Origin of the sequence: Paenibacillus sp. Aloe-11 (assembly GCF_000245715.1) — a bacterium.
GTDB classification, from domain to species: domain Bacteria; phylum Bacillota; class Bacilli; order Paenibacillales; family Paenibacillaceae; genus Paenibacillus; species Paenibacillus kribbensis.
This window is the reverse complement of record NZ_JH601043.1, coordinates 73,455-91,220: the sequence shown is the minus strand read 5'-3', so window position 1 is coordinate 91,220 and position 17,766 is coordinate 73,455. Positions and strand designations below refer to the sequence as shown.

The following is a 17,766-nucleotide window of genomic DNA, read 5'->3' as shown; positions in this document are numbered from 1 at the left end:
ATCCATCAGGCGTTCACCGTTTTCTGTTATCAGGCTTCCGGCTCCGCCAACCACGAGGATGCGCTCCGCACCGGAACGCCGAGTGCCTTCCAATAAAGACCGGGTTGCCTCAAGCAATTCTTCTTCCGCTCCAAATGTGGGACCGTAGGCGCTAATGATAGCATCGTGTCCTTTCGCCACCTCTGTAACTGAATTCGGATTTAGAATGTCCGCTTGAACGACCGCCAAATATTCGCTTTGCTCCGTCACCCGCTGCGGATCACGTACTGCCGCCGTTACCTCATACTTGCGCTTGATCGCTTCCTTCACTAACGCCTGACCAATCGTTCCTGTTGCTCCGAAAATAATAACTTTCATATGAGCTTGCCCTCTTCCTGTAATTTACTTATTATTAGTATTTCGCACTATTAGTATTTCGCAAAATTTGATTTCAGTTGCCTAAATCAATTCCTGCCCAAGCCGCAGTGTCACGGCAAACAAACTGTTCGGAAGGCCCTTGGCTGCCGCTTCTTCCGTAATTTGCGTCAAGCCAGCCTCCTTGCGTAACGCTCGATACTCCTGGGCGGATGGAATGGCGTGTTCCACGCGAAGCTGTCCGTACGGTTGATTCGATGTCATGCTGAATCTCCTCTCCCTGCTTGTAATCTCGTCTATTTTACCAAAAAATACTTTATATATCTTGGTCAGACACAGACAGCCCTTGAAATGCCTGTGCGGTCTGTGCAATAGTGTAGGAAGAACAATGGAAGGAGGGATTGCGGGTGTCCCCGACGGACTTCGCGGCCTTAGCCGCATATATCTCACCCGGTCTGATTGCCTTACTGCTGGCGTTGTCCTTGCTGGTATGGCTGTACGTTCGCAGTGCAGTCCAGCTTCGAAATTCTCGTCAGCAGCGACTGAATGAATTACAGGAGTCCCTGCGCATCTACGGACGATTAGCAGGCTGCCTCCAAACCGCTGCCCTGGACAGCAGCAACGAAAAGCAGCAATACCCGAACGAACTGATTCATGCTCTTCAGGAGGCGAAGGCTGCTCCCTATTTGACTCCTCACTTGCAGGAGCAGGTGCAGGCATCCCTCCGGGAATGCGATGCTTTCCGCAGAGAATTGCTACTCAAATCCCTGGAACGCGAAATGAACAAATTGATCGAGGAACGACGGCTTGTCTTGCTGGAGTCACATGCTCCAGGCTGGGGGACAGCTTTATGGAAGCTGCTTCGTCCGGCAGCCGGCCCGTTGGCGCTGACCGGGATGATCTGGCTGGTCTCAAGGCTGCTTGTGGAATTGGCATCGTACAGCAATGTCGATAGCAGTCTGTCCAATACTACGCCATCTGCCTACTGGCTTATAGGATGTACATGGATGAGATTTGTATCCGGTTTGATCGCGCTGCTGTATGCATATCGGCTGATGACCCTACGCAGGCAAAATGATCTGGACGTAACGGCTTCCCATTTTCCAACAAGCCTGTTGTCTATGGTGATATCCGCTGTCGCACTGTTTCAATGGATCGGACCGGAGGCTTCTCCTTACATACTGGCTGTGCAGCTTGTGCTGTTTTTGCTCGGCTTCCGACTCACTCGAGGCCGCTCACGGAGTGATCGTCCTTATGTCGGTCATCCCGGTCTGATGAAGGCTGATTCATCTCAGCAAGGTGGGCATGTGGCAGACAAAGATAGAACGTCTGACCCTTCTTTGACAGAAGAACATACCCGATATTAACCTTCAAACCACATACCATCATCAGGACATCCCAAACAAACAGCGAATGGCTTTAGGGGTGTCCTGTTTTTTGAACAATTTTGGGCTTTTTGAGGGGTTAGGCTTGTGCCAGCAATCAAGGAAAGGGTATATTGTTTATATAAATGTAAATCATATCGTTTTTTATGTATGAATATTGAAAGAAATCCATATATGTTAAACTACCATCATTTGATGTACGTTAGAATTGGAGGAACTATGCAACTGGACATTTCTGAAAAATCACTTCCCGTATATGAAGCGCTGGCCAGTGAGGTTCGGCTGAATATGATTGTTCTGCTTGCGGAAAAGCCTATGAATATACGCGAGTTGGCGGAAGCGCTGGGACTTAGCAGTGCGATCATGACCATGCATGTCAAAAAGCTGGAGAGAGCGTCCATTATTTCGACTAAAATGCTGCCCGGACGTGGTGGAGTTCAGAAGGTGTGCTCGCTGGCTACGGACAAAATTGAGATCGCCATGCCACGCTATCAGCAGGATGTGCGGCAATTTCATCAGACGGAAATTTCCGTCGGACACTTTACGGATTTTGAAATTCAACCAACCTGTGGACTAGCTACCGTCGAAAAAATCATCGGAGAATTCGACGAGCCTCGTTCATTCCTGGACCCTGAGCGCTTCAATTCCAAGATCCTGTGGTTTAGCCAGGGATATATGGATTATAAGGTACCCAATTTCCTGCTGTCCAGCCAAAAGGCCGAGGAGCTGGAAATTTCGATGGAGCTATCGTCCGAGGCGCCTTTTACCAATGATAACTGGCCTTCAGACATTACTTTTTTTCTGAATGATGTCAATCTGGGGACTTGGACCAGCCCAGGAGATTTCGGGGACAACCGTGGTAAATACACACCCGCATGGTGGCCAGATTTCATCAATCAATACGGTCTGCTCAAAAGACTTCGCATTACGTCCGAGGGTACCTTTATGGACGGCAAGCAGATATCCGATGTGACTCTAAGCCAAGTGCTGATTGATCAGAAGCAATGGAAGTTCCGTATTGCCATACTGGATGATGCCCAGCATATTGGAGGGGTAACCCTGTTTGGTACCGGATTCGGTAACTACAACCAGGATATTCTGTTCCGCTTGTACTACAAACCTGCCGAAAGCCACACCAAAACAGCAGCGGTAGAAGCTGGCGAAGCCGGAAAATAGCTGTCGAGCCATTTCAGACCGTTTCAAGACCTGGAACACGGCGTTTTGCCCCATGCTTTTCATGGAAGCAAGCGCCGTGTTTTCCTATGCTCTCTTTCGATGTTCTGTGGCTATCGGCCGTTCAATCCCCTCCACCCCGCCAATGATGCGCAGATCACCGTCTTCTATATCCAAAGCGCATACATAAATCCCTCTTTCATCCCGAGATGCATAAGTTCCTGTATAAAATAACTGCTCATTTCGTTCATCCATTCCGCTCACGCTTCCCTCCGATTGCTGCGTTGTCTTGCATTATTACCCATAATCGACTCCATAGTGCACTTTGATTCTCTTTACACAAACTTTTTGTTTTGTTATATTGTTAAAGTTAATTGTCAACCATAATAAATTCAGATAGGTTGACAATTAAAATAATAGATTGGCGAAGGATGGTGATCATTACGCACTATGAACGTCTCGCCGCCATGAATAAGGCGCACTTATGGCTTCCCTTTACTCAAATGAAAGATTACAACAAGTCGGACCCTCTTATTATTGAACGTGGTCAAGGTGTCAAACTGTATGACATCCAGGGCCGATCATATTATGACGGATTCTCTTCTGTTTGGCTGAATGTACACGGTCATAACGTACCGGAACTCAATCAGGCGATCACGGATCAGTTAGAGCGGGTCGCCCACTCTACACTGCTTGGAATGGCGAATATACCTGCCATCGAACTGGCGGAGAAGCTGGTGAGAATCACCCCCAAGGGTTTAAACAAAGTATTTTACTCCGATTCAGGAGCAACTGGTGTCGAAATCGCAATCAAAATGGCGTTTCAATACTGGCACAACCGCGGAGTACATGAGAAAAAGACATTTATTACGATGAAGCAAGCGTACCATGGAGATACCATCGGGGCAGTCAGCGTCGGCGCGATACCCCTGTATCATGATGTGTTCCGACCGATGTTGTTTCCCACAGAGGTCATTCCTTATCCTTATGCCTACCGCCACGAAGGCGGCGCGGCGGGTGCAATGGAGTCTACTATAACCGCTTTACGCCATTTGCTTGAGACTCGCGGGGATGAAATAGCAGCTCTCATGGTGGAGCCAATCGTGCAGGGAGCGGCAGGAATGATCATCATGCCGCCAGGCTGTTTGCGGGAAATGGCCTTGCTTTGCCGCAAACACCAAGTACTTCTCATCGCGGACGAAGTCGCAACAGGTTTCGGTCGCACAGGAGCCATGTTTGCCTGCGATCTGGAAGGCGTTGCGCCTGATCTGATGGTTGTCGGCAAAGGACTCACTGGCGGCTACTTGCCCGTCGCCGCGACACTTGCGACTGACGAGATATACGATGCCTTCTATGCCGATTATCAAGAGCAAAAAACATTTTTCCACGGGCACTCCTTTACTGGAAACCCGCTTGGCTGTGCCGTTGCTTTGGCCAGTCTAAGACGAATCGAGGAGCAAGATATGCTAACAGGCGTAATAGCAAAGGCCTCATTGGTCGAGCAAAAGCTTATGGCACTTCAAGAACGGCCGCATGTCGGTGAAATTCGGCAAAAGGGCCTGATGATCGGAATCGAACTCGTACGTGATAAGACTTCACGCGAGCCATACGACTGGGAAGATCGGATCGGCGTTCGCGCTGCCGAGCGTGCAAGAGAACTTGGAATGCTCACAAGACCGCTTGGCAATGTTGTCGTATTTATCCCTCCTCTTGCCAGTACAGAGGATGAGTTGAATGCTATGACGGATATTTTGGCAGCATCTATTATAGACGTCACCGAAAATGGATTAACGATATGAGTACATTACGGGGAATGTTTATAACCGGTACGGATACCAGCGTTGGAAAGACCATTGTGACATCGGCCCTTGCCGCTACGCTGCGTGCAGAAGGTCTGAATGCAGGTGTCTGGAAGCCAGTGCAGTCCGGCGGTCTTCTTGGCAGCGGAGCAACGGATGCCGAACGTCTGCTGCAAAGCACAGGCATCTGTGAACGCCCGGAGGCTGTAGCACCTTTTACATTCGAAGCACCTCTGACCCCAATGCTTGCCGCCAAGCAGGCTGGTGTGACGCTTAGTCTTAAGGAGATTATCGCCGCAGGAGAACCACTTATCGGGCGCTATCAAGCACTGCTTATTGAAGGGGCGGGTGGGGTCGCTGTACCGCTGACCGATGACGCACTGGTGATTGACCTGATTTCCATGCTTCATATACCTGTTCTGATCGTGGCCAGATCCGGTCTGGGTACAATCAATCATACACTTTTGACCATTTCCTTCTTGCAGCAGCGCGGAATCCCGATTGTAGGCATCATCATGAACAACAGCGAATGTATTGACGCCCTGGATGATCCAAGTGCCGCGACAAATGCAGAACTCATCGAACAATACAGCGGCGGCCTAAAAGTCCTTGGACATTTTCCATACCTATATAACGAGGCTAATGACAAGACAAATACCAAGATGCTTATCCACTCTGTTCGAAAAAACATTCAATTAGCGCCGATCAGGCAAGCATTGTCATTACAAGGCGGTGATGATCATCCTTTGGATGAAAAAAGAACTTGAGGCATTACACCACGCATCAATGGAACGCCGCTTGCGTACCCATGTCCCTATCCCCGAAAGTCCTGGTTACGTGATGCATGGCGGACGAGCACTACTGGACTTGTCCTCGAATGACTATCTGGGGCTTGCTCAGCATCCTGCCATTATTGAAGCGATGCGTGATGCGCTCCTCAAGGAAGGAGCCGGAGCCGGCGCCTCCAGGCTTGTAACCGGCAATCGGCAGCCATATGCACAGCTAGAAAAAGCGTTGGCAGCATGGCAAAACTGTGATGCGGCACTTGTCTTCGCAAACGGGTATACAGCCAATGTTGGTGTCATTAGCGCGCTTGTGGGCCGTGGCGATGTGGTATTCAGCGACCAGCTCAACCATGCCAGCATCGTCGACGGTATTATTTTGAGCCGCGCCGAGCATGCGCGGTATCGCCATAACGATATGGAGCATTTGCATGCCTTATTGCATAAATTTCGTGATAAACGACGGAAGCTGATCGTGACGGACGCAGTCTTTTCCATGGATGGTGATCAGGCGCGCTTGCACGACCTTATTGCGCTCAAACGGGAGTTTAATGCCCTGCTGATGGTGGACGAGGCACACAGCGGAGGGGTTTACGGTCCACGTGGCGAAGGATTGACCTTTGCACTCGGAGTAAAAAATGATGTGGATATTCACATGGGAACACTCAGCAAATCGTTTGGCATCTACGGAGCTTATGTTTGTGGGAGTGAGACACTCATCAGATGGCTGATGAATAAGGCGAGGCCGCTTATCTATTCAACGGCACTCCCCCCTTCTCTTATAGCGGGGGCTGCCCAAGCATTAAAGCTGATACAAACAGAACACTGGCGTCGTGAGCGGCTGTTCGCGGCAAGCGAATTTTTTCGCTCCTCATTATGTGAAGCAGGTTTTAATATCGGCAACGGCGATTCTGCAATTGTACCTTTGGTGCTAGGCCATAATCATAAGGCTCTGCAATTTAGCAGTGCTCTGGAAAACGAAGGTATTGCGGCGATAGCCATTCGTCCTCCAACAGTACCCGAGGGGACTGCGCGAATTCGCTTCTCTTTATCGGCTGCACATTCCCTGGAGGAGTTAGCAGATGCCGTTACGAAAATTTGCAGGCTAGGACTTCAACTGGGGGTTTTGGAATCATGAGGTCACAATTAAGTGGCACTATCCTGTGGCTAACCGGGTGGAGTATGTCAAATCAGGTCTTTGATCGGCTGCGCGGGCTTCTCCCTGATTTTCATCATGCTTCTGTAGATTACAGCGCTGCTGCTTCCTCTGAGGAGATGCTGCATTTGACCGAAACGGCAGCGAAAGGTCTGCTTTCCTCAGGCTCTGGTCCTTTTCTGATAGGAGGCTGGTCACTGGGCGGGTTATTGGCATTGAAACTCGCGGATCAGAAGCTGGCAGATGGACTTGTGCTTTTTTCAGCAACAGCCAGGTTTACTCGTCCCAAAGAACAACAGAATCGCGGCTGGGGAGACGCCTATGTCAGGCAGATGATCACCGGACTCCAAAGAGATCGACAGGCTATAGAGAGCAAATTCAGTCAGATGATGTTTACGGACCTGGAAACAGCGTCGGATATCAGGAATCATCGTTCCCTCGTAGGCAACTGGACAACTCCGGCACTCATCGCGGGGCTTGAAACTCTCCGTCATGTGGAGTGTCTCTCTCGACTTCCGACCATTCATTGTCCAGTTCTTCTTATACACGGCACCGAAGATCAGATTTGTCCTTACGAGGCGGCAGAGGAGCTGCTCATGCAATTGCCTCAGGCAAAACTACTAGCCATACCCGATAGCGGACATGCTCCGTTTGTGGGCAGGGAGGCATCTATAGCTGAATCAATTAGGAGTTGGTGGCATGATCAGTAGAAAAGCAGCGATTGCACGGCAATTTAACCGCAGCGCAGCAGAATTGTATGATACTCATGCCCATGTGCAGCGCACCATGGCGGACATGCTTGCGGAATTTCTTATGCAACAGGCAAATGTTGATGATTCCAATAAACTCGGCATGCTTGAGATCGGATGCGGCACCGGTATTCTAACTGAAATTTTGGTGAACAGATGGCCGCACTCGTCTATTACTGCACTGGATATTGCGCCTGCAATGCTTCTGGCCGCTGAACAGCGTGTGCTGGGTACTGCAAACCCTGTAGGCTCGAACGATAGGCCTTCTTCTGATATTCGCTTTTTACTTGCTGATGTCGAAAAGTGGGCAGCTCACACTCCTGCCTCTTCGTTCGATCTCATCGTTTCCAGTGCTTGTTTCCAATGGTTGAGCCAGCCGCAGCAAACACTGAATTACCTTTACCGACTGCTTCGCCCCGGAGGGATACTCGCATTCGCGACCTTCGGGCCTCGTACCTTCCACGAGTTGCATACAGCTTTTGAAGAAGTTTACCGTGCTAAAGGTATGGTGCCCCAGAGGCACGGACTCACGTTTCAATCTGCAAATCAATGGAAAGATTCATTAACAACAGCTGGTTTCTCCAATATTCAATATAAATGTAAGCTGTTAACGGAAGAATACGCTTCACCAAGGGATTTTCTATTATCTGTAAAAGCGCTGGGAGCTAGCACTTCAGAAGCCGTTATTTCCCACAGTCTCGGATCGCGACGTCTGTTCACCAGCCTGTATAAAGAGTATGAAAATCGTTTTAGTACGCCGGAAGGTGTTGCAGCGACTTATGATATTGTATTTATTCAGGCATCAAAAACTCATTGATCTTTAAGGATACAAATAAAAAAACAGGACCGTTTCGTTCAAGAAACGTCCTGTTTTTCAATAATACTACACCGCTGTGGTTTGCGTACCTCTGCTGTTCCATTTTAAAGCCAGCCCCAAGCTAAGAATGAGAATGGCTGCCCCGAAAATGTAAGGCAAATTGATATGCACCTTGAACAACGTACCCGCCAGCGCAGGTCCCAGAATATTACCGATACTCATATAGGCATTGTTCATCCCGGCTGCAACGCCCTGCTCATCTCCCGCCATTTTGGATAAAGCGGTATTAATGGCTGGTCGCAGTAGCGACGTGGCGGTAAAGAAGATAAGGGAAACCCCGAGTACATAATAAAAGTTACCGGAGAGCAGCATAAGCACGAGGGAAATCGCAGAAAACAGAAAGGAGCCTATAATAACACTTTTTTCACCAAAACGATTTAACAACGGACTGATGACCACAGCCTGAATCACTGTTCCGACCAATGCACCTACTGTAATGATGATGGCAATATCACGCTCATTGTAATGGAACTTGCCCGTTACGAAGAAAGGGAACATGGTTTCAAAATGCGTTAGCCCAAAGGTGAGCGTGAATATCATAATCAGCAGCATAAAATACGGTTTGCGAAAAGAAAGTGCAAACTGCTTAATCACATTATCGCGCTTGACCTTAACATTCCGAAATTTCAACTGCTTCTCGAGCGACAAGGTTTCGGGCAGCAAAATCAATGAGATCAGCGCAGCCAAGCCCGATACGCAGGCCGAAACATATAATGGCGTGCGCATTGAGATATCCGCCAGAAAGCCGCCCACACCAGGGCCAATAACAAAGCCAAGAGACATGGCGGCGCCCAGCAAACCCATTCCTCTGCCGCGATTGTGTACCGTTGTAATGTCGGCAATATAAGCCATCATCGGAGGAATCATAAAGGCGGCCCCCGCTCCTCCCAGCAAACGGGAAATATACAGCATCGTCAACGAGTGTCCAATAGCAAATAATACAGAAGACACCGTCATGATTGCCAAACCGATAATAATCATTTTTTTACGTCCGTATTTATCGGACCATTCTCCAGCTAACGGTGAAAACAGAAACTGGGTCAAGCCAAACACGGCAACCAGGTAGCCTCCCGTTTCACCGCTGCCTCCCAAGGAATTCATAAATTTGGGAAGGATCGGGATGATAAGCCCAATTCCCAGCATGGCAATAAACATATTAATCATCAAAATGACCAGCGGTCCCATTTTCAACTGTTGTGAATCTGACATGTTGCGTTTTGTCCTCCTCAGCCTCTTTATTTCGCATGCGAAAATCTTATTTTGCAGCTATTTTATCAACAAAACTATATTAATAGAGCGAGAGACAAATAACAATCATAAAATACTTTCGTTAGCCCTGAATCTTTCCTTTGGCAGGACAGCAAAAAGGAGCCTGTGCATTCAGAAATGGTATCCGTCGAATATCCACATTGAGATTTGAACTCATCCAGTTTCCTACTTATCAAGCGAATATGCTCCTCAGTATCAGTTCCTTATTGGGAATCCTCGAATAGCTCATGCAGCATCTTTTCCTTGTTGTTCAAAAATTGCTTCATGATGACGAAATGATCGGTTTCCTCCAGCGTCCGGGTATCGATTCCTTCATGTGTCAGATGATACAGGACAGAGTCGGGATAGGCCATCAAAATCGGGGAATGCGTAGAAATGATAAACTGTGAGCCCTGCTGTACAAGTTCGTGAATCCGTGCAAGCATGGCCATCTGGCGCAAAGGCGATAATGCGGCTTCCGGCTCATCCAGAATATACAGCCCGTGTCCGCCAAAACGATGCACAAATGCAGCAAAAAAAGACTCGCCATGCGACTGCTCATGCAGCGACTTCCCCCCGTAGGACTCTCGAATGGGTCGACCTCTTCCTTCTCGATCCAGCTCATCAATATGAGTCGCCACATTATAGTAGCTCTCCGCCCGGAAAAAGAAGCCATCCCTTGGCTTGTCTACCCCTCTTACCAGCCGGATATGCTCATGCAGCGAGGAATGTGTGACCTGTGTAGAAAAATTAAAATTTTTGGTGCCACCCTCTGCATTAAATCCCCAAGCGACTGCGATTGCCTCCATAAGCGTCGATTTACCCACACCATTTTCTCCAACGATATAAGTAACGGAAGGATGGAACTTGAGTTCATTCCACTGGTGAAGAGCCTTTAAGTTAAAAGGATATTGGCTCGTGTCAGCATCTGGAGGCAACAACAGCTCCAATCGACGTATAAAAAGATTGCGATCCCATATACTCATTCCAGTTCAGCTCCATTTCCAAGCAATTTACTAGGCATTCCATCATTATATTGGAATGATTTACAGCAATCAATCTGAAATCCCATTTTCGTAACCCTTCTGTTGTTATTCAAGCGGTAAATACAGGTATAATATATAGTAGGGTAAATTTTATTATTTTTCAGGCAGGTGAATCGATGAATCCAAATCACAAACCAATCCAATCCTTTAAAATCGTACAGTTCATAATAACCATCTACAGGCAGCGAATGACGCGTATTTTGCTACCGCTGGCTGTACTGGCTTTTATTATATGGGAGGCTGGACGGGAGCTGAAAAGCTTCAATCTGGCGCGTATGCTGCATGAGCTGCGGCGAATGGATGCCGCGTTCCTCATCGAAATCGGTTTGTTCTCACTGGCAGCCGTGGCGGCCATGAGCGCATACGATTACGTGATCAGGCATCATTTCAAGCTTCAGGTCAAGCCTGGAACGACATTTCGGTACGCCTGGATCGCCAATACCTTTAATAATGTCTTTGGCTTTGCAGGCTTTACAGGCGCGGGACTACGCACTGTGCTGTACAAAAAAAGTGGCGTGCCGCTGGGTGTCATTACTTCTGCGGTCGTATTCCTTTCGCCTATCGTCATTACAGGGTTGTCTTTACTGGCTTGGGGAGCCATTATCCATCTGTATCCGGTCCAGCCTGTAGTAGATGCTCATCCATGGCTTCATTGGGCGCTATGGGGAATGGCGTTGTACCTGCCGCTGTTTCTGATCCTTCAACGATCCAAGCGTTACGCCAAATGGTTCAATAAGGGAGAAGGCCGGCTCTCCTGGTCCACGATCTCCGCCTCCATTGGCGCTTCGCTGCTGGAATGGCTGCTGGCCGGACTTACCTTTGCATGGATCGGCTCATACTTGCTCCATGAACTGCCAATCAGTGCTGTGTTCGGCATTTATGTCATTGCCGCGATAGCCGGACTTATCAGTCTCGCACCCGGAGGGGTCGGTGCTTTCGACATCATTGCCCTGCTTGGACTGCAATTGGCGGGTGCCAATCCAGATCGGGCCCTGGCTGTGCTATTGGTCTTTCGCGTCTTTTATTTCATCATTCCGTGGCTGATCGGCCTGGTCCTGGCCGCACTGGAGATGATTCCGCGCAACGAGCGCTTGAGCCAACTGGCCGAGACAGGTTGGGATTACTCCCTCAATGCCTGGCAGAAGGTATGGGGCTGGCCTGGTCAGTTCCGGTTTTTGGCCGATCTGGGGGTATGGGCGCTTGGCAAGCTGGTACTCATCTCCGGCGTTGTGCTTCTTTTGTCGGCGGCTACGCCCGGCCTGTTATATCGGCTTCGTTTTGCCGAGCATTTGCTCAGTCTGCCTGTCATGCGCCTATCGCACGAAATCTCGGTTATCATCGGGATTATGCTTGTCGTCCTGTCCCACGGGATATCTCTGCGTATTCGCAGAGCATTGCGATTGACATTGATTCTGCTGTTGGCGGGCGCTATTTTCACCTTCATCAAAGGCCTGGATTTTGAAGAAGCCTTGTTCCTGTTGTTCGTGGCATTAATGCTGTGGATTTCGCGTTCACGGTTTTATCGGGTCAGTGCACCGCTGAATCGGCACAACATTTTCATATGGGGCGGGTTATCTCTCCTCGTAACCGGGGCTTATTTTATGATTGGAGCAGGCTCCAATACTCCGTTTATGCGCCATCTGCATGCCAAGGTTCATCTGGATTTTTTTATGAACCGTAGTGATTACGGGGTTACTGCCGTGTTCAGTTTGATTTTGGCATGGGTGTTCCTGACGGTGTATTTCTTCCTCAGACCGCAACGCATAATCGGTAATCTGCCCGATACGCAGGAGTTGGATAAGCTAAAAGAATTTTTGGATCGGCAGGGCGGCAATCTCGTTTCTCATATGCTTTTTCTTGGGGATAAGTATCTGTATTGGACCAAGAACGAAGAAGTGGTTATTCCCTATGCTCGCAGCCGGGACAAGCTGATTGTATTGGGCGACCCGCTCGGTTCAAAAGAGCATGTGAGTAAAGCGATTCAGGAATTCCAACGCTTCGCAGATCGGTATGCGTTGACGGCTGTATTTTATCAGGCATCACCGGAGTATTTGTCCATCTATCACGAGAACGGCTATCGCTTTTTCAAGCTGGGCGAGGAAGCGCTGGTGCCACTGGAGTCCTTTACACTGACAGGCAAAAGCAACCAGGCGCTGCGCAGCGCCAAAAACCGCTTTGACCGCGAGGGCTACTCGTTCGAAATGATTCAGCCGCCCCTAGAATCGTCACTCATGGAGGAACTGCGTCATATTTCTAACATCTGGCTGGACGGACGCAAGGAAAAGGGGTATTCACTCGGCTGGTTCAAAGAACCTTATCTTCAGCTAGCACCAATTGCACTGTTAAAGGCCCCCGAAGGAAAGGTTATCGCCTTTGCTACAATGGCCCCTGCCTATGATCATGGACGGACGGTTTCCATTGACCTGATGCGCCACCTGCCTGACACGCCGAATGGCACGATGGACTACTTATTCACACGGGTCATTGAGTGGGCCAAGGAGAACGGGTATACGACCTTTAATCTCGGCATGGCACCGCTGTCTCAGGTAGGACAAAGTGAAAAGGCACTGCGCGAGGAAAAGCTGGCCAGACTCGTGTTTCAATACGGGGGACATTTCTACGGCTTTCAGGGGCTTCGACGCTTTAAGGATAAGTTCAAGCCGCAGTGGGAGCCACGCTATCTGGCCTATCCGGCTTCCGTCTTTTTGCCAATCCTGACACTGGATCTGGTATATCTGGTATCCAAACGCTCCGACTAAACGAAAGCATGCTGACAACAGCAAAACCCGACATAAAAAAGGTGTTCCCAACAACGGTTGCAGGAACACCTTTTGATTTAGAAAGGATTCTTAGAAACTGCCTTTTACAACTACTTCGGACAGTGGAAAACGTCCTGATGGACGTGCTGGAACTTGTGCCTTGCCTACGCTAATAAGCATGACTGGCAGGTAACGTGCAGGAATGTTGAATTGCTCGATCAGTTGTGCTGGAATAAATCCACCCATAGCGCAAGTGTCATAACCAAGAGATTTAGCAGCCAGCATAATGTTTTGTGCCGCCAAAGAAGAATTCAGGATCGCTGCATCGCGAGCTACTTGCGGATTTTGGTATGCACCATTGATTTGACCCACCAAGGCATCACGAATTTCTGCTGGCAATGTGCCTGCTTCTACCGCTTGATCATAAATGACTGTGTTACGGTTTGCTTCCAAATCGCCCAACACGGCAATCGTTACGGAGCTTTCTGCAACTTGACCTTGGTTGTAGGCGATAGGCAGCAATTTTTGCTTGTCCGCTTCGCTTTCGATCACGAGGAATTTCCAGTGTTGAAGGTTCCAAGCAGAAGGGGCTTCAATAGCAGCTGTCAAAATAGTCTCCAGATCACCCTCCGGCAATTTAAAATCCTTCACATAGCTTTTCACCGCGTGTCTTTCACTAATAACAGAAAGTGTTTCGTTCTTTTGGATGCTCGACATTGTGGGCACACTCCTAATGTTTTCATATTATATATCTAACTTGAATACTCATTAACTTCCCAAACTACTGCAATTATAAAAATGATAGTGAATGATGTCAATATGTTTAAGGATGATGACCCTTCACTCAAAATGCAGTAAAATACGAGTAAGACATTCATATCGGTAGATGCCCGCCGATCGGACAAGACATAATGAGTTTATTGGTTCTTATTTGATGAAAAAGGAGCGCTACTATGATTGGATCATTTAAAAAAACGGATATTGCTTTGTTTGCCGCCTGGGTTGTAGCTTGTGTGGCTACATTAGGCAGTCTGTACCTCAGCGAAATTTTGGGGTATGAGCCCTGCAAGCTGTGCTGGTTTCAGCGCATTCTGATGTATCCCCTGACCCTTTTGCTCGGGATCGCTTATTTTCGGGGAGATACGGGAATACGCCGTTATGTCATGCCGCTGGCTATCATTGGAGGCGCGATTGCAGCCTATCATTTTACGATTCAGCGTATCCATGCAGCCGCCAAAGCAGCTACGCAAGCCTCAACCTCCTGCGGCAGAGTATCCTGTGAACAGGATTACCTGAACTGGCTTGATTTTATCACCATTCCTTTTCTCGCACTCATTGCCTTTATCCTTATTATTGCAGCGATGGGATATATCATGCGTCAGGAGAAAAAATCAGCTCAGGGAGAGGTACAAGCCAAGGTTCTCGCATAAACATGATAGTGACCCGATTATAGGGGTCAGGCACCACCCTTGAGGCGTATAATCCGCTTGCCGGAGGAAAGACTGTGACTAATTATATCCATTACATATGTGTTATAATGATAGAGGTTTGCAGTCTGTCCAATAACGCTTACATTCCTTATAGAGGGGGCCCAGTTCATGTTTCATATCAGCACCCCATTTCTGCAATATGGCGCGACCTTCGGCATGATCCTAATCGCTATTTCGGCAATTTTTATCCGCATGAAGACAGGTCACCGTCCTATTAACGCCAAAAAGATCATCATCCCTCCACTCGGCATGAGCACCGGCTTTATGATGTTTGTCGTGCCAGAGATACGGGTTCCCTGGCTTTGGGCACTTGGCGCTTTTCTGATCGGCTGGTTTATTTTTTCCTATCCGCTGATCCGCAGTACCAAGTTTGAACTTCAAGAAGGGAAGGTTTACGTACAACGTTCGCGGGCCTTCTTTTTTATCCTGATCAGCCTGCTGATCGTCCGGCTGCTGCTGCATGAGTTTATTCAGCATTACATCACTATTCCGCAGACAGCAGGGCTATTCTTTATATTAGCCTTCGGGACCTTGCTGCACTGGCGGCTGCGTATGTATTTTCAATATCGCGAATTTGTTTCGAGCTGAGACGTAAGCCTGCATCTGACCAACAGGAACCTACATGCATCATGGCATGTTGCTGTATAGACCAAAAAGACACATTCCCCCAGCAGGAGCCGTGCCTTTTTGGTCTTTTGGTTTAGTTGGGGCAGCTGGGCAGCATGTGCTGTACGCTGCCGGTTGCTGTCTCTTCTTATTGCTGGGTCAAAATAATCGGGCCGTCCGCTGTAATAGCCAGCGTGTGCTCGTACTGCGCCGACAAACCGCCGTCCAGCGTACGTGCGGTCCAGCCGTCCGCATCAATTTTACTGCGGTATGTGCCTGTGTTGAGCATCGGTTCAATCGTAATGACCATGCCTTCTTTCAGGCGCGGCCCGCGATGCGGTGGTCCATAATGCGGAACCTGTGGTTGCTCATGCATTTCTTCCCCGATGCCATGCCCAATAAATTCGCGTACGACCGAGAAGCCTTCTGCTTCTGCATAAGTTTGAATCGCATGGGAAATGTCCCCAATCCGGTTACCGATAACCGCCTGCTCAATCCCTTTGTACAGAGATTCTTTGGTGACGTCCAGCAGCTTCTGTGCCTGCTCAGACACGTTACCCACTGCATACGACCAAGCAGAATCCGCCAGCCAGCCGTTCAGGTTCACAACCATATCGATGGTTACGATATCTCCGTCCTTCAACGGCGTCTTGTTCGGAAAGCCATGGCAAATCACATCGTTAGGTGATCCGCAAGTTGCAAACTGGTAGCCGTTATAGCCCTTTTGCTCCGGCGTTGCACCATGCTTTTTCATGAATGATTCCGCAAAGGCGTCAATTTCCAGTGTTGTAATACCCGGCTTGATCATTTTGGCAATTTCCCGGTGACAAGCAGCCAAAATCTCGCCAGCTTTTTTCATATTTTCAATTTGTTCTTTAGTTTTAATGATAATCATTAAACGGTCTCCTTCTTTTCCGTGTTCGTTCCACTTTTCACTACTTCCTTTTGCTGCTTCTATTGTAACGCTAAAAGCAGCGAAATGGAACCAATGTCCGATGATACCGTTTACAAGTATCTTAAATTGGGTATATAATACCCGTAACTTGTATACAAGGATGCAAAATCATTTCCAAGATAGGAGTATCCTATGAAATATCCAACAACCTGGTTACAGGGTGCAACACTTGGGGAAAGGATTGCTTGCGAACTCCGGCTCCAAATTATACGCGGCATACAGCCCCCCGGCACCGTGCTGTCTGAGAACCAGATTGCTGCCGATTTTGGCACAAGTCGTTCTCCTGTACGCGAAGCTTTGAAGGTACTTGCAAGTGAAGGCCTTCTCCGTTTGGAGCGCATGGGAGCGATTGTCATCGGCATGACCCCCGCTGATATGGAGGAACTGTTCGACGTAAGAAAGCTGATTGAGCATTTTGTTGTACAAAGGTATGTACATAGTGATAATACCGGATTGGTGACCGCTTTAAACCGAATGATCGACAAAATGGAAGTCGCTCTCAAGCACCAAGATGTCGTCGAATTTTCTCTTCAGGACTTTAATTTCCATGAAGCCTTGGTTCTGGAGGCAGGCCATACCCGTATTCTTCATACCTGGAATGGAATGAGACAGCTGATCCTGACGGTTATGCTGGCTGCCACAGAACAACGCTTTGCGTCCAACATTGAAGAATCCCAAGTTACGATTCACAAACATCGCACCTTTGCAAACGCCTTAAATCAGGGTGACGCGCAGGAGCTATTCGAGTTTATTGAGGATCATTATCGAGATACTCGCAACGCGGTTAACGACAGCGTGCTGTCTCCTTATCACAAAGCACGGTCCTAGTTTGTACATACGTGACAAAGAGCCGATGCACCGCGCTTTACGCGTTTTTAGCAGGCGCGGTTCTTCTTCCAATTGAAGTTGTCGACAGGTATACATATAACTGCACACGAATGAATAAGGAGGCACTGGTTAACGGGATGCCTGGGCATGAAGGCATGCCGGCTTTTGGATGATCAAGGAATTTTTCAACATGTCCGTTCCGCAGACTCTAAAATCATGGACCGTTATGGAAACCATTCTCTCCCTGGTTGCTTTCGGTTTGATTATGCTGCTGAGTGTGTTAATTTAACGATAATAGCTAATAACGGTAAGTGAAGGGGAGATTGACTATGGCAGACACCCGATATATGATCGGCGTCGATATCGGTACGACCAGTACCAAAGCAGTGCTTTTTGAGGAAAACGGCAATATTGCCGCCCAGCATCATGTAGGCTATCCGCTGCATACACCTGAGCCGGATGCGGCGGAGCAGGACCCGGAGGACATTTTCAAAGCCGTGGTGACGACGGTGCAAGAGGTCATGAAACAGAGCGGAGTCCCAGCCGGGCATGTGCTCTT

Annotated in this window: 18 protein-coding genes and 2 pseudogenes; 13 read left to right on the top strand and 7 right to left on the bottom strand. The window is 48.6% G+C overall.

Translation table 11 applies throughout. The features are described from left to right. Positions 1 to 357, bottom strand: a 357-nt coding sequence (locus tag WG8_RS27775; protein ID WP_007428511.1) for an NAD(P)-dependent oxidoreductase, incomplete at its 3' end; no start/stop codon positions are given. A gap of 81 nt (positions 358 to 438) precedes the next feature. Beyond that, the gene (locus WG8_RS02560; protein ID WP_007428510.1) at positions 439 to 618 is read right to left on the bottom strand and encodes a hypothetical protein; all 180 of its coding nucleotides are present in this window, start codon (positions 616 to 618) and stop codon (positions 439 to 441) included. A gap of 143 nt (positions 619 to 761) precedes the next feature. Between WG8_RS02560 and WG8_RS02555 the strand changes: the two genes are divergently transcribed. Continuing rightward, a complete protein-coding gene (locus WG8_RS02555; protein ID WP_007428509.1) occupies positions 762 to 1,721 on the top strand; it encodes a flagellar export protein FliJ in 960 nt (319 codons plus the stop codon). Positions 1,722 to 1,958: 237 nt separating this feature from the next. Further along, positions 1,959 to 2,915: an ArsR/SmtB family transcription factor gene (locus WG8_RS02550; RefSeq protein ID WP_007428508.1), complete on the top strand. Its 957-nt coding sequence runs from the start codon at positions 1,959 to 1,961 to the stop codon at positions 2,913 to 2,915. 84 nt (positions 2,916 to 2,999) lie between these two features. On the opposite strand, the gene WG8_RS26985 is transcribed toward WG8_RS02550, so the two are convergent. Further along, on the bottom strand, positions 3,000 to 3,176 hold the full coding sequence (locus WG8_RS26985; protein WP_232289037.1) for a lactonase family protein: 177 nt from the start codon (positions 3,174 to 3,176) through the stop codon (positions 3,000 to 3,002). A gap of 167 nt (positions 3,177 to 3,343) precedes the next feature. Between WG8_RS26985 and bioA the strand changes: the two genes are divergently transcribed. From bioA to bioC, 5 genes are read left to right on the top strand one after another with little or no spacing between them, the layout of a single operon-like run. Then, complete coding sequence (gene bioA / locus WG8_RS02545) at positions 3,344 to 4,711, top strand: adenosylmethionine--8-amino-7-oxononanoate transaminase (RefSeq protein ID WP_007428506.1); 1,368 nt, start codon at positions 3,344 to 3,346, stop codon at positions 4,709 to 4,711. Further along, positions 4,708 to 5,478 carry a dethiobiotin synthase gene (gene bioD / locus WG8_RS02540; RefSeq protein WP_043890710.1) on the top strand — a complete coding sequence of 257 codons (771 nt, stop codon included), beginning with the start codon at positions 4,708 to 4,710 and terminating at the stop codon, positions 5,476 to 5,478. The genes bioA and bioD overlap by 4 nt, the downstream gene beginning before the upstream one ends. Beyond that, entirely contained in the window at positions 5,462 to 6,631 is a 1,170-nt protein-coding gene (gene bioF, locus WG8_RS02535) for an 8-amino-7-oxononanoate synthase (RefSeq protein ID WP_007428504.1), read from the top strand. The genes bioD and bioF overlap by 17 nt, the downstream gene beginning before the upstream one ends. Further along, on the top strand, positions 6,628 to 7,359 hold the full coding sequence (locus WG8_RS02530; RefSeq protein WP_007428503.1) for an alpha/beta fold hydrolase: 732 nt from the start codon (positions 6,628 to 6,630) through the stop codon (positions 7,357 to 7,359). The genes bioF and WG8_RS02530 overlap by 4 nt, the downstream gene beginning before the upstream one ends. Then, the gene (gene bioC / locus WG8_RS02525) at positions 7,349 to 8,215 is read left to right on the top strand and encodes a malonyl-ACP O-methyltransferase BioC (protein ID WP_007428502.1); all 867 of its coding nucleotides are present in this window, start codon (positions 7,349 to 7,351) and stop codon (positions 8,213 to 8,215) included. The genes WG8_RS02530 and bioC overlap by 11 nt, the downstream gene beginning before the upstream one ends. A 66-nt stretch (positions 8,216 to 8,281) precedes the next feature. Here bioC and WG8_RS02520 read toward each other — a convergent pair whose 3' ends face one another. Both WG8_RS02520 and WG8_RS02515 read right to left on the bottom strand, forming a co-directional pair. After that, positions 8,282 to 9,484, bottom strand: a complete 1,203-nt coding sequence (locus WG8_RS02520) for an MFS transporter (RefSeq protein WP_007428501.1) — start codon at positions 9,482 to 9,484, stop codon at positions 8,282 to 8,284. Positions 9,485 to 9,747: 263 nt separating this feature from the next. Beyond that, on the bottom strand, positions 9,748 to 10,509 hold the full coding sequence (locus WG8_RS02515; protein ID WP_007428500.1) for an AAA family ATPase: 762 nt from the start codon (positions 10,507 to 10,509) through the stop codon (positions 9,748 to 9,750). A gap of 176 nt (positions 10,510 to 10,685) precedes the next feature. Here WG8_RS02515 and mprF point away from each other — a divergent pair, with 176 nt between their 5' ends. Further along, positions 10,686 to 13,328: a bifunctional lysylphosphatidylglycerol flippase/synthetase MprF gene (gene mprF, locus WG8_RS02510; RefSeq protein WP_043890708.1), complete on the top strand. Its 2,643-nt coding sequence runs from the start codon at positions 10,686 to 10,688 to the stop codon at positions 13,326 to 13,328. A 90-nt stretch (positions 13,329 to 13,418) separates the two neighbouring features. Here mprF and WG8_RS02505 read toward each other — a convergent pair whose 3' ends face one another. After that, complete coding sequence (locus WG8_RS02505; protein ID WP_007428498.1) at positions 13,419 to 14,045, bottom strand: nitroreductase family protein; 627 nt, start codon at positions 14,043 to 14,045, stop codon at positions 13,419 to 13,421. Positions 14,046 to 14,281: 236 nt separating this feature from the next. Here WG8_RS02505 and WG8_RS02500 point away from each other — a divergent pair, with 236 nt between their 5' ends. Together WG8_RS02500 and WG8_RS02495 are read left to right on the top strand one after the other, a co-directional pair. Further along, positions 14,282 to 14,758, top strand: a complete 477-nt coding sequence (locus tag WG8_RS02500) for a disulfide oxidoreductase (RefSeq protein ID WP_007428497.1) — start codon at positions 14,282 to 14,284, stop codon at positions 14,756 to 14,758. Positions 14,759 to 14,926: 168 nt separating this feature from the next. Next, positions 14,927 to 15,406: a CcdC family protein gene (locus WG8_RS02495; RefSeq protein ID WP_007428496.1), complete on the top strand. Its 480-nt coding sequence runs from the start codon at positions 14,927 to 14,929 to the stop codon at positions 15,404 to 15,406. Between the two features lie 166 nt (positions 15,407 to 15,572). Here WG8_RS02495 and map read toward each other — a convergent pair whose 3' ends face one another. Continuing rightward, positions 15,573 to 16,319, bottom strand: coding sequence for a type I methionyl aminopeptidase (map, locus tag WG8_RS02490; protein ID WP_007428495.1), 747 nt, complete (start codon positions 16,317 to 16,319; stop codon positions 15,573 to 15,575). A 192-nt stretch (positions 16,320 to 16,511) separates the two neighbouring features. Between map and WG8_RS02485 the strand changes: the two genes are divergently transcribed. The 3 genes and pseudogenes from WG8_RS02485 to WG8_RS27770 all read left to right on the top strand — a co-directional run. Then, on the top strand, positions 16,512 to 17,207 hold the full coding sequence (locus tag WG8_RS02485; protein WP_007428494.1) for a GntR family transcriptional regulator: 696 nt from the start codon (positions 16,512 to 16,514) through the stop codon (positions 17,205 to 17,207). A 157-nt stretch (positions 17,208 to 17,364) separates the two neighbouring features. After that, positions 17,365 to 17,496 (top strand): annotated as a pseudogene (locus WG8_RS26180) (GntT/GntP/DsdX family permease); the annotation flags it as partial. Positions 17,497 to 17,536: 40 nt separating this feature from the next. Further along, a pseudogene (locus WG8_RS27770) lies at positions 17,537 to 17,766 on the top strand (FGGY family carbohydrate kinase); the annotation flags it as partial.

Bases quoted from the DNA above. Each gene is read 5' to 3' on its own strand.
- WG8_RS02485 (WP_007428494.1), top strand. From the start codon at position 16,512: ATGAAATATCCAACAACCTGGTTACAGGGTGCAACACTTGGGGAAAGG.
- WG8_RS02520 (WP_007428501.1), bottom strand. From the start codon at position 9,484: ATGTCAGATTCACAACAGTTGAAAATGGGACCGCTGGTCATTTTGATG.
- mprF (WP_043890708.1), top strand. From the start codon at position 10,686: ATGAATCCAAATCACAAACCAATCCAATCCTTTAAAATCGTACAGTTC.
- WG8_RS02560 (WP_007428510.1), bottom strand. From the start codon at position 618: ATGACATCGAATCAACCGTACGGACAGCTTCGCGTGGAACACGCCATT.
- bioC (WP_007428502.1), top strand. From the start codon at position 7,349: ATGATCAGTAGAAAAGCAGCGATTGCACGGCAATTTAACCGCAGCGCA.
- bioA (WP_007428506.1), top strand. From the start codon at position 3,344: ATGGTGATCATTACGCACTATGAACGTCTCGCCGCCATGAATAAGGCG.
- WG8_RS02530 (WP_007428503.1), top strand. From the start codon at position 6,628: ATGAGGTCACAATTAAGTGGCACTATCCTGTGGCTAACCGGGTGGAGT.
- WG8_RS02495 (WP_007428496.1), top strand. From the start codon at position 14,927: ATGTTTCATATCAGCACCCCATTTCTGCAATATGGCGCGACCTTCGGC.
- bioF (WP_007428504.1), top strand. From the start codon at position 5,462: ATGAAAAAAGAACTTGAGGCATTACACCACGCATCAATGGAACGCCGC.
- bioD (WP_043890710.1), top strand. From the start codon at position 4,708: ATGAGTACATTACGGGGAATGTTTATAACCGGTACGGATACCAGCGTT.
- WG8_RS02500 (WP_007428497.1), top strand. From the start codon at position 14,282: ATGATTGGATCATTTAAAAAAACGGATATTGCTTTGTTTGCCGCCTGG.
- WG8_RS02550 (WP_007428508.1), top strand. From the start codon at position 1,959: ATGCAACTGGACATTTCTGAAAAATCACTTCCCGTATATGAAGCGCTG.
- WG8_RS02515 (WP_007428500.1), bottom strand. From the start codon at position 10,509: ATGAGTATATGGGATCGCAATCTTTTTATACGTCGATTGGAGCTGTTG.
- WG8_RS02505 (WP_007428498.1), bottom strand. From the start codon at position 14,045: ATGTCGAGCATCCAAAAGAACGAAACACTTTCTGTTATTAGTGAAAGA.
- map (WP_007428495.1), bottom strand. From the start codon at position 16,319: ATGATTATCATTAAAACTAAAGAACAAATTGAAAATATGAAAAAAGCT.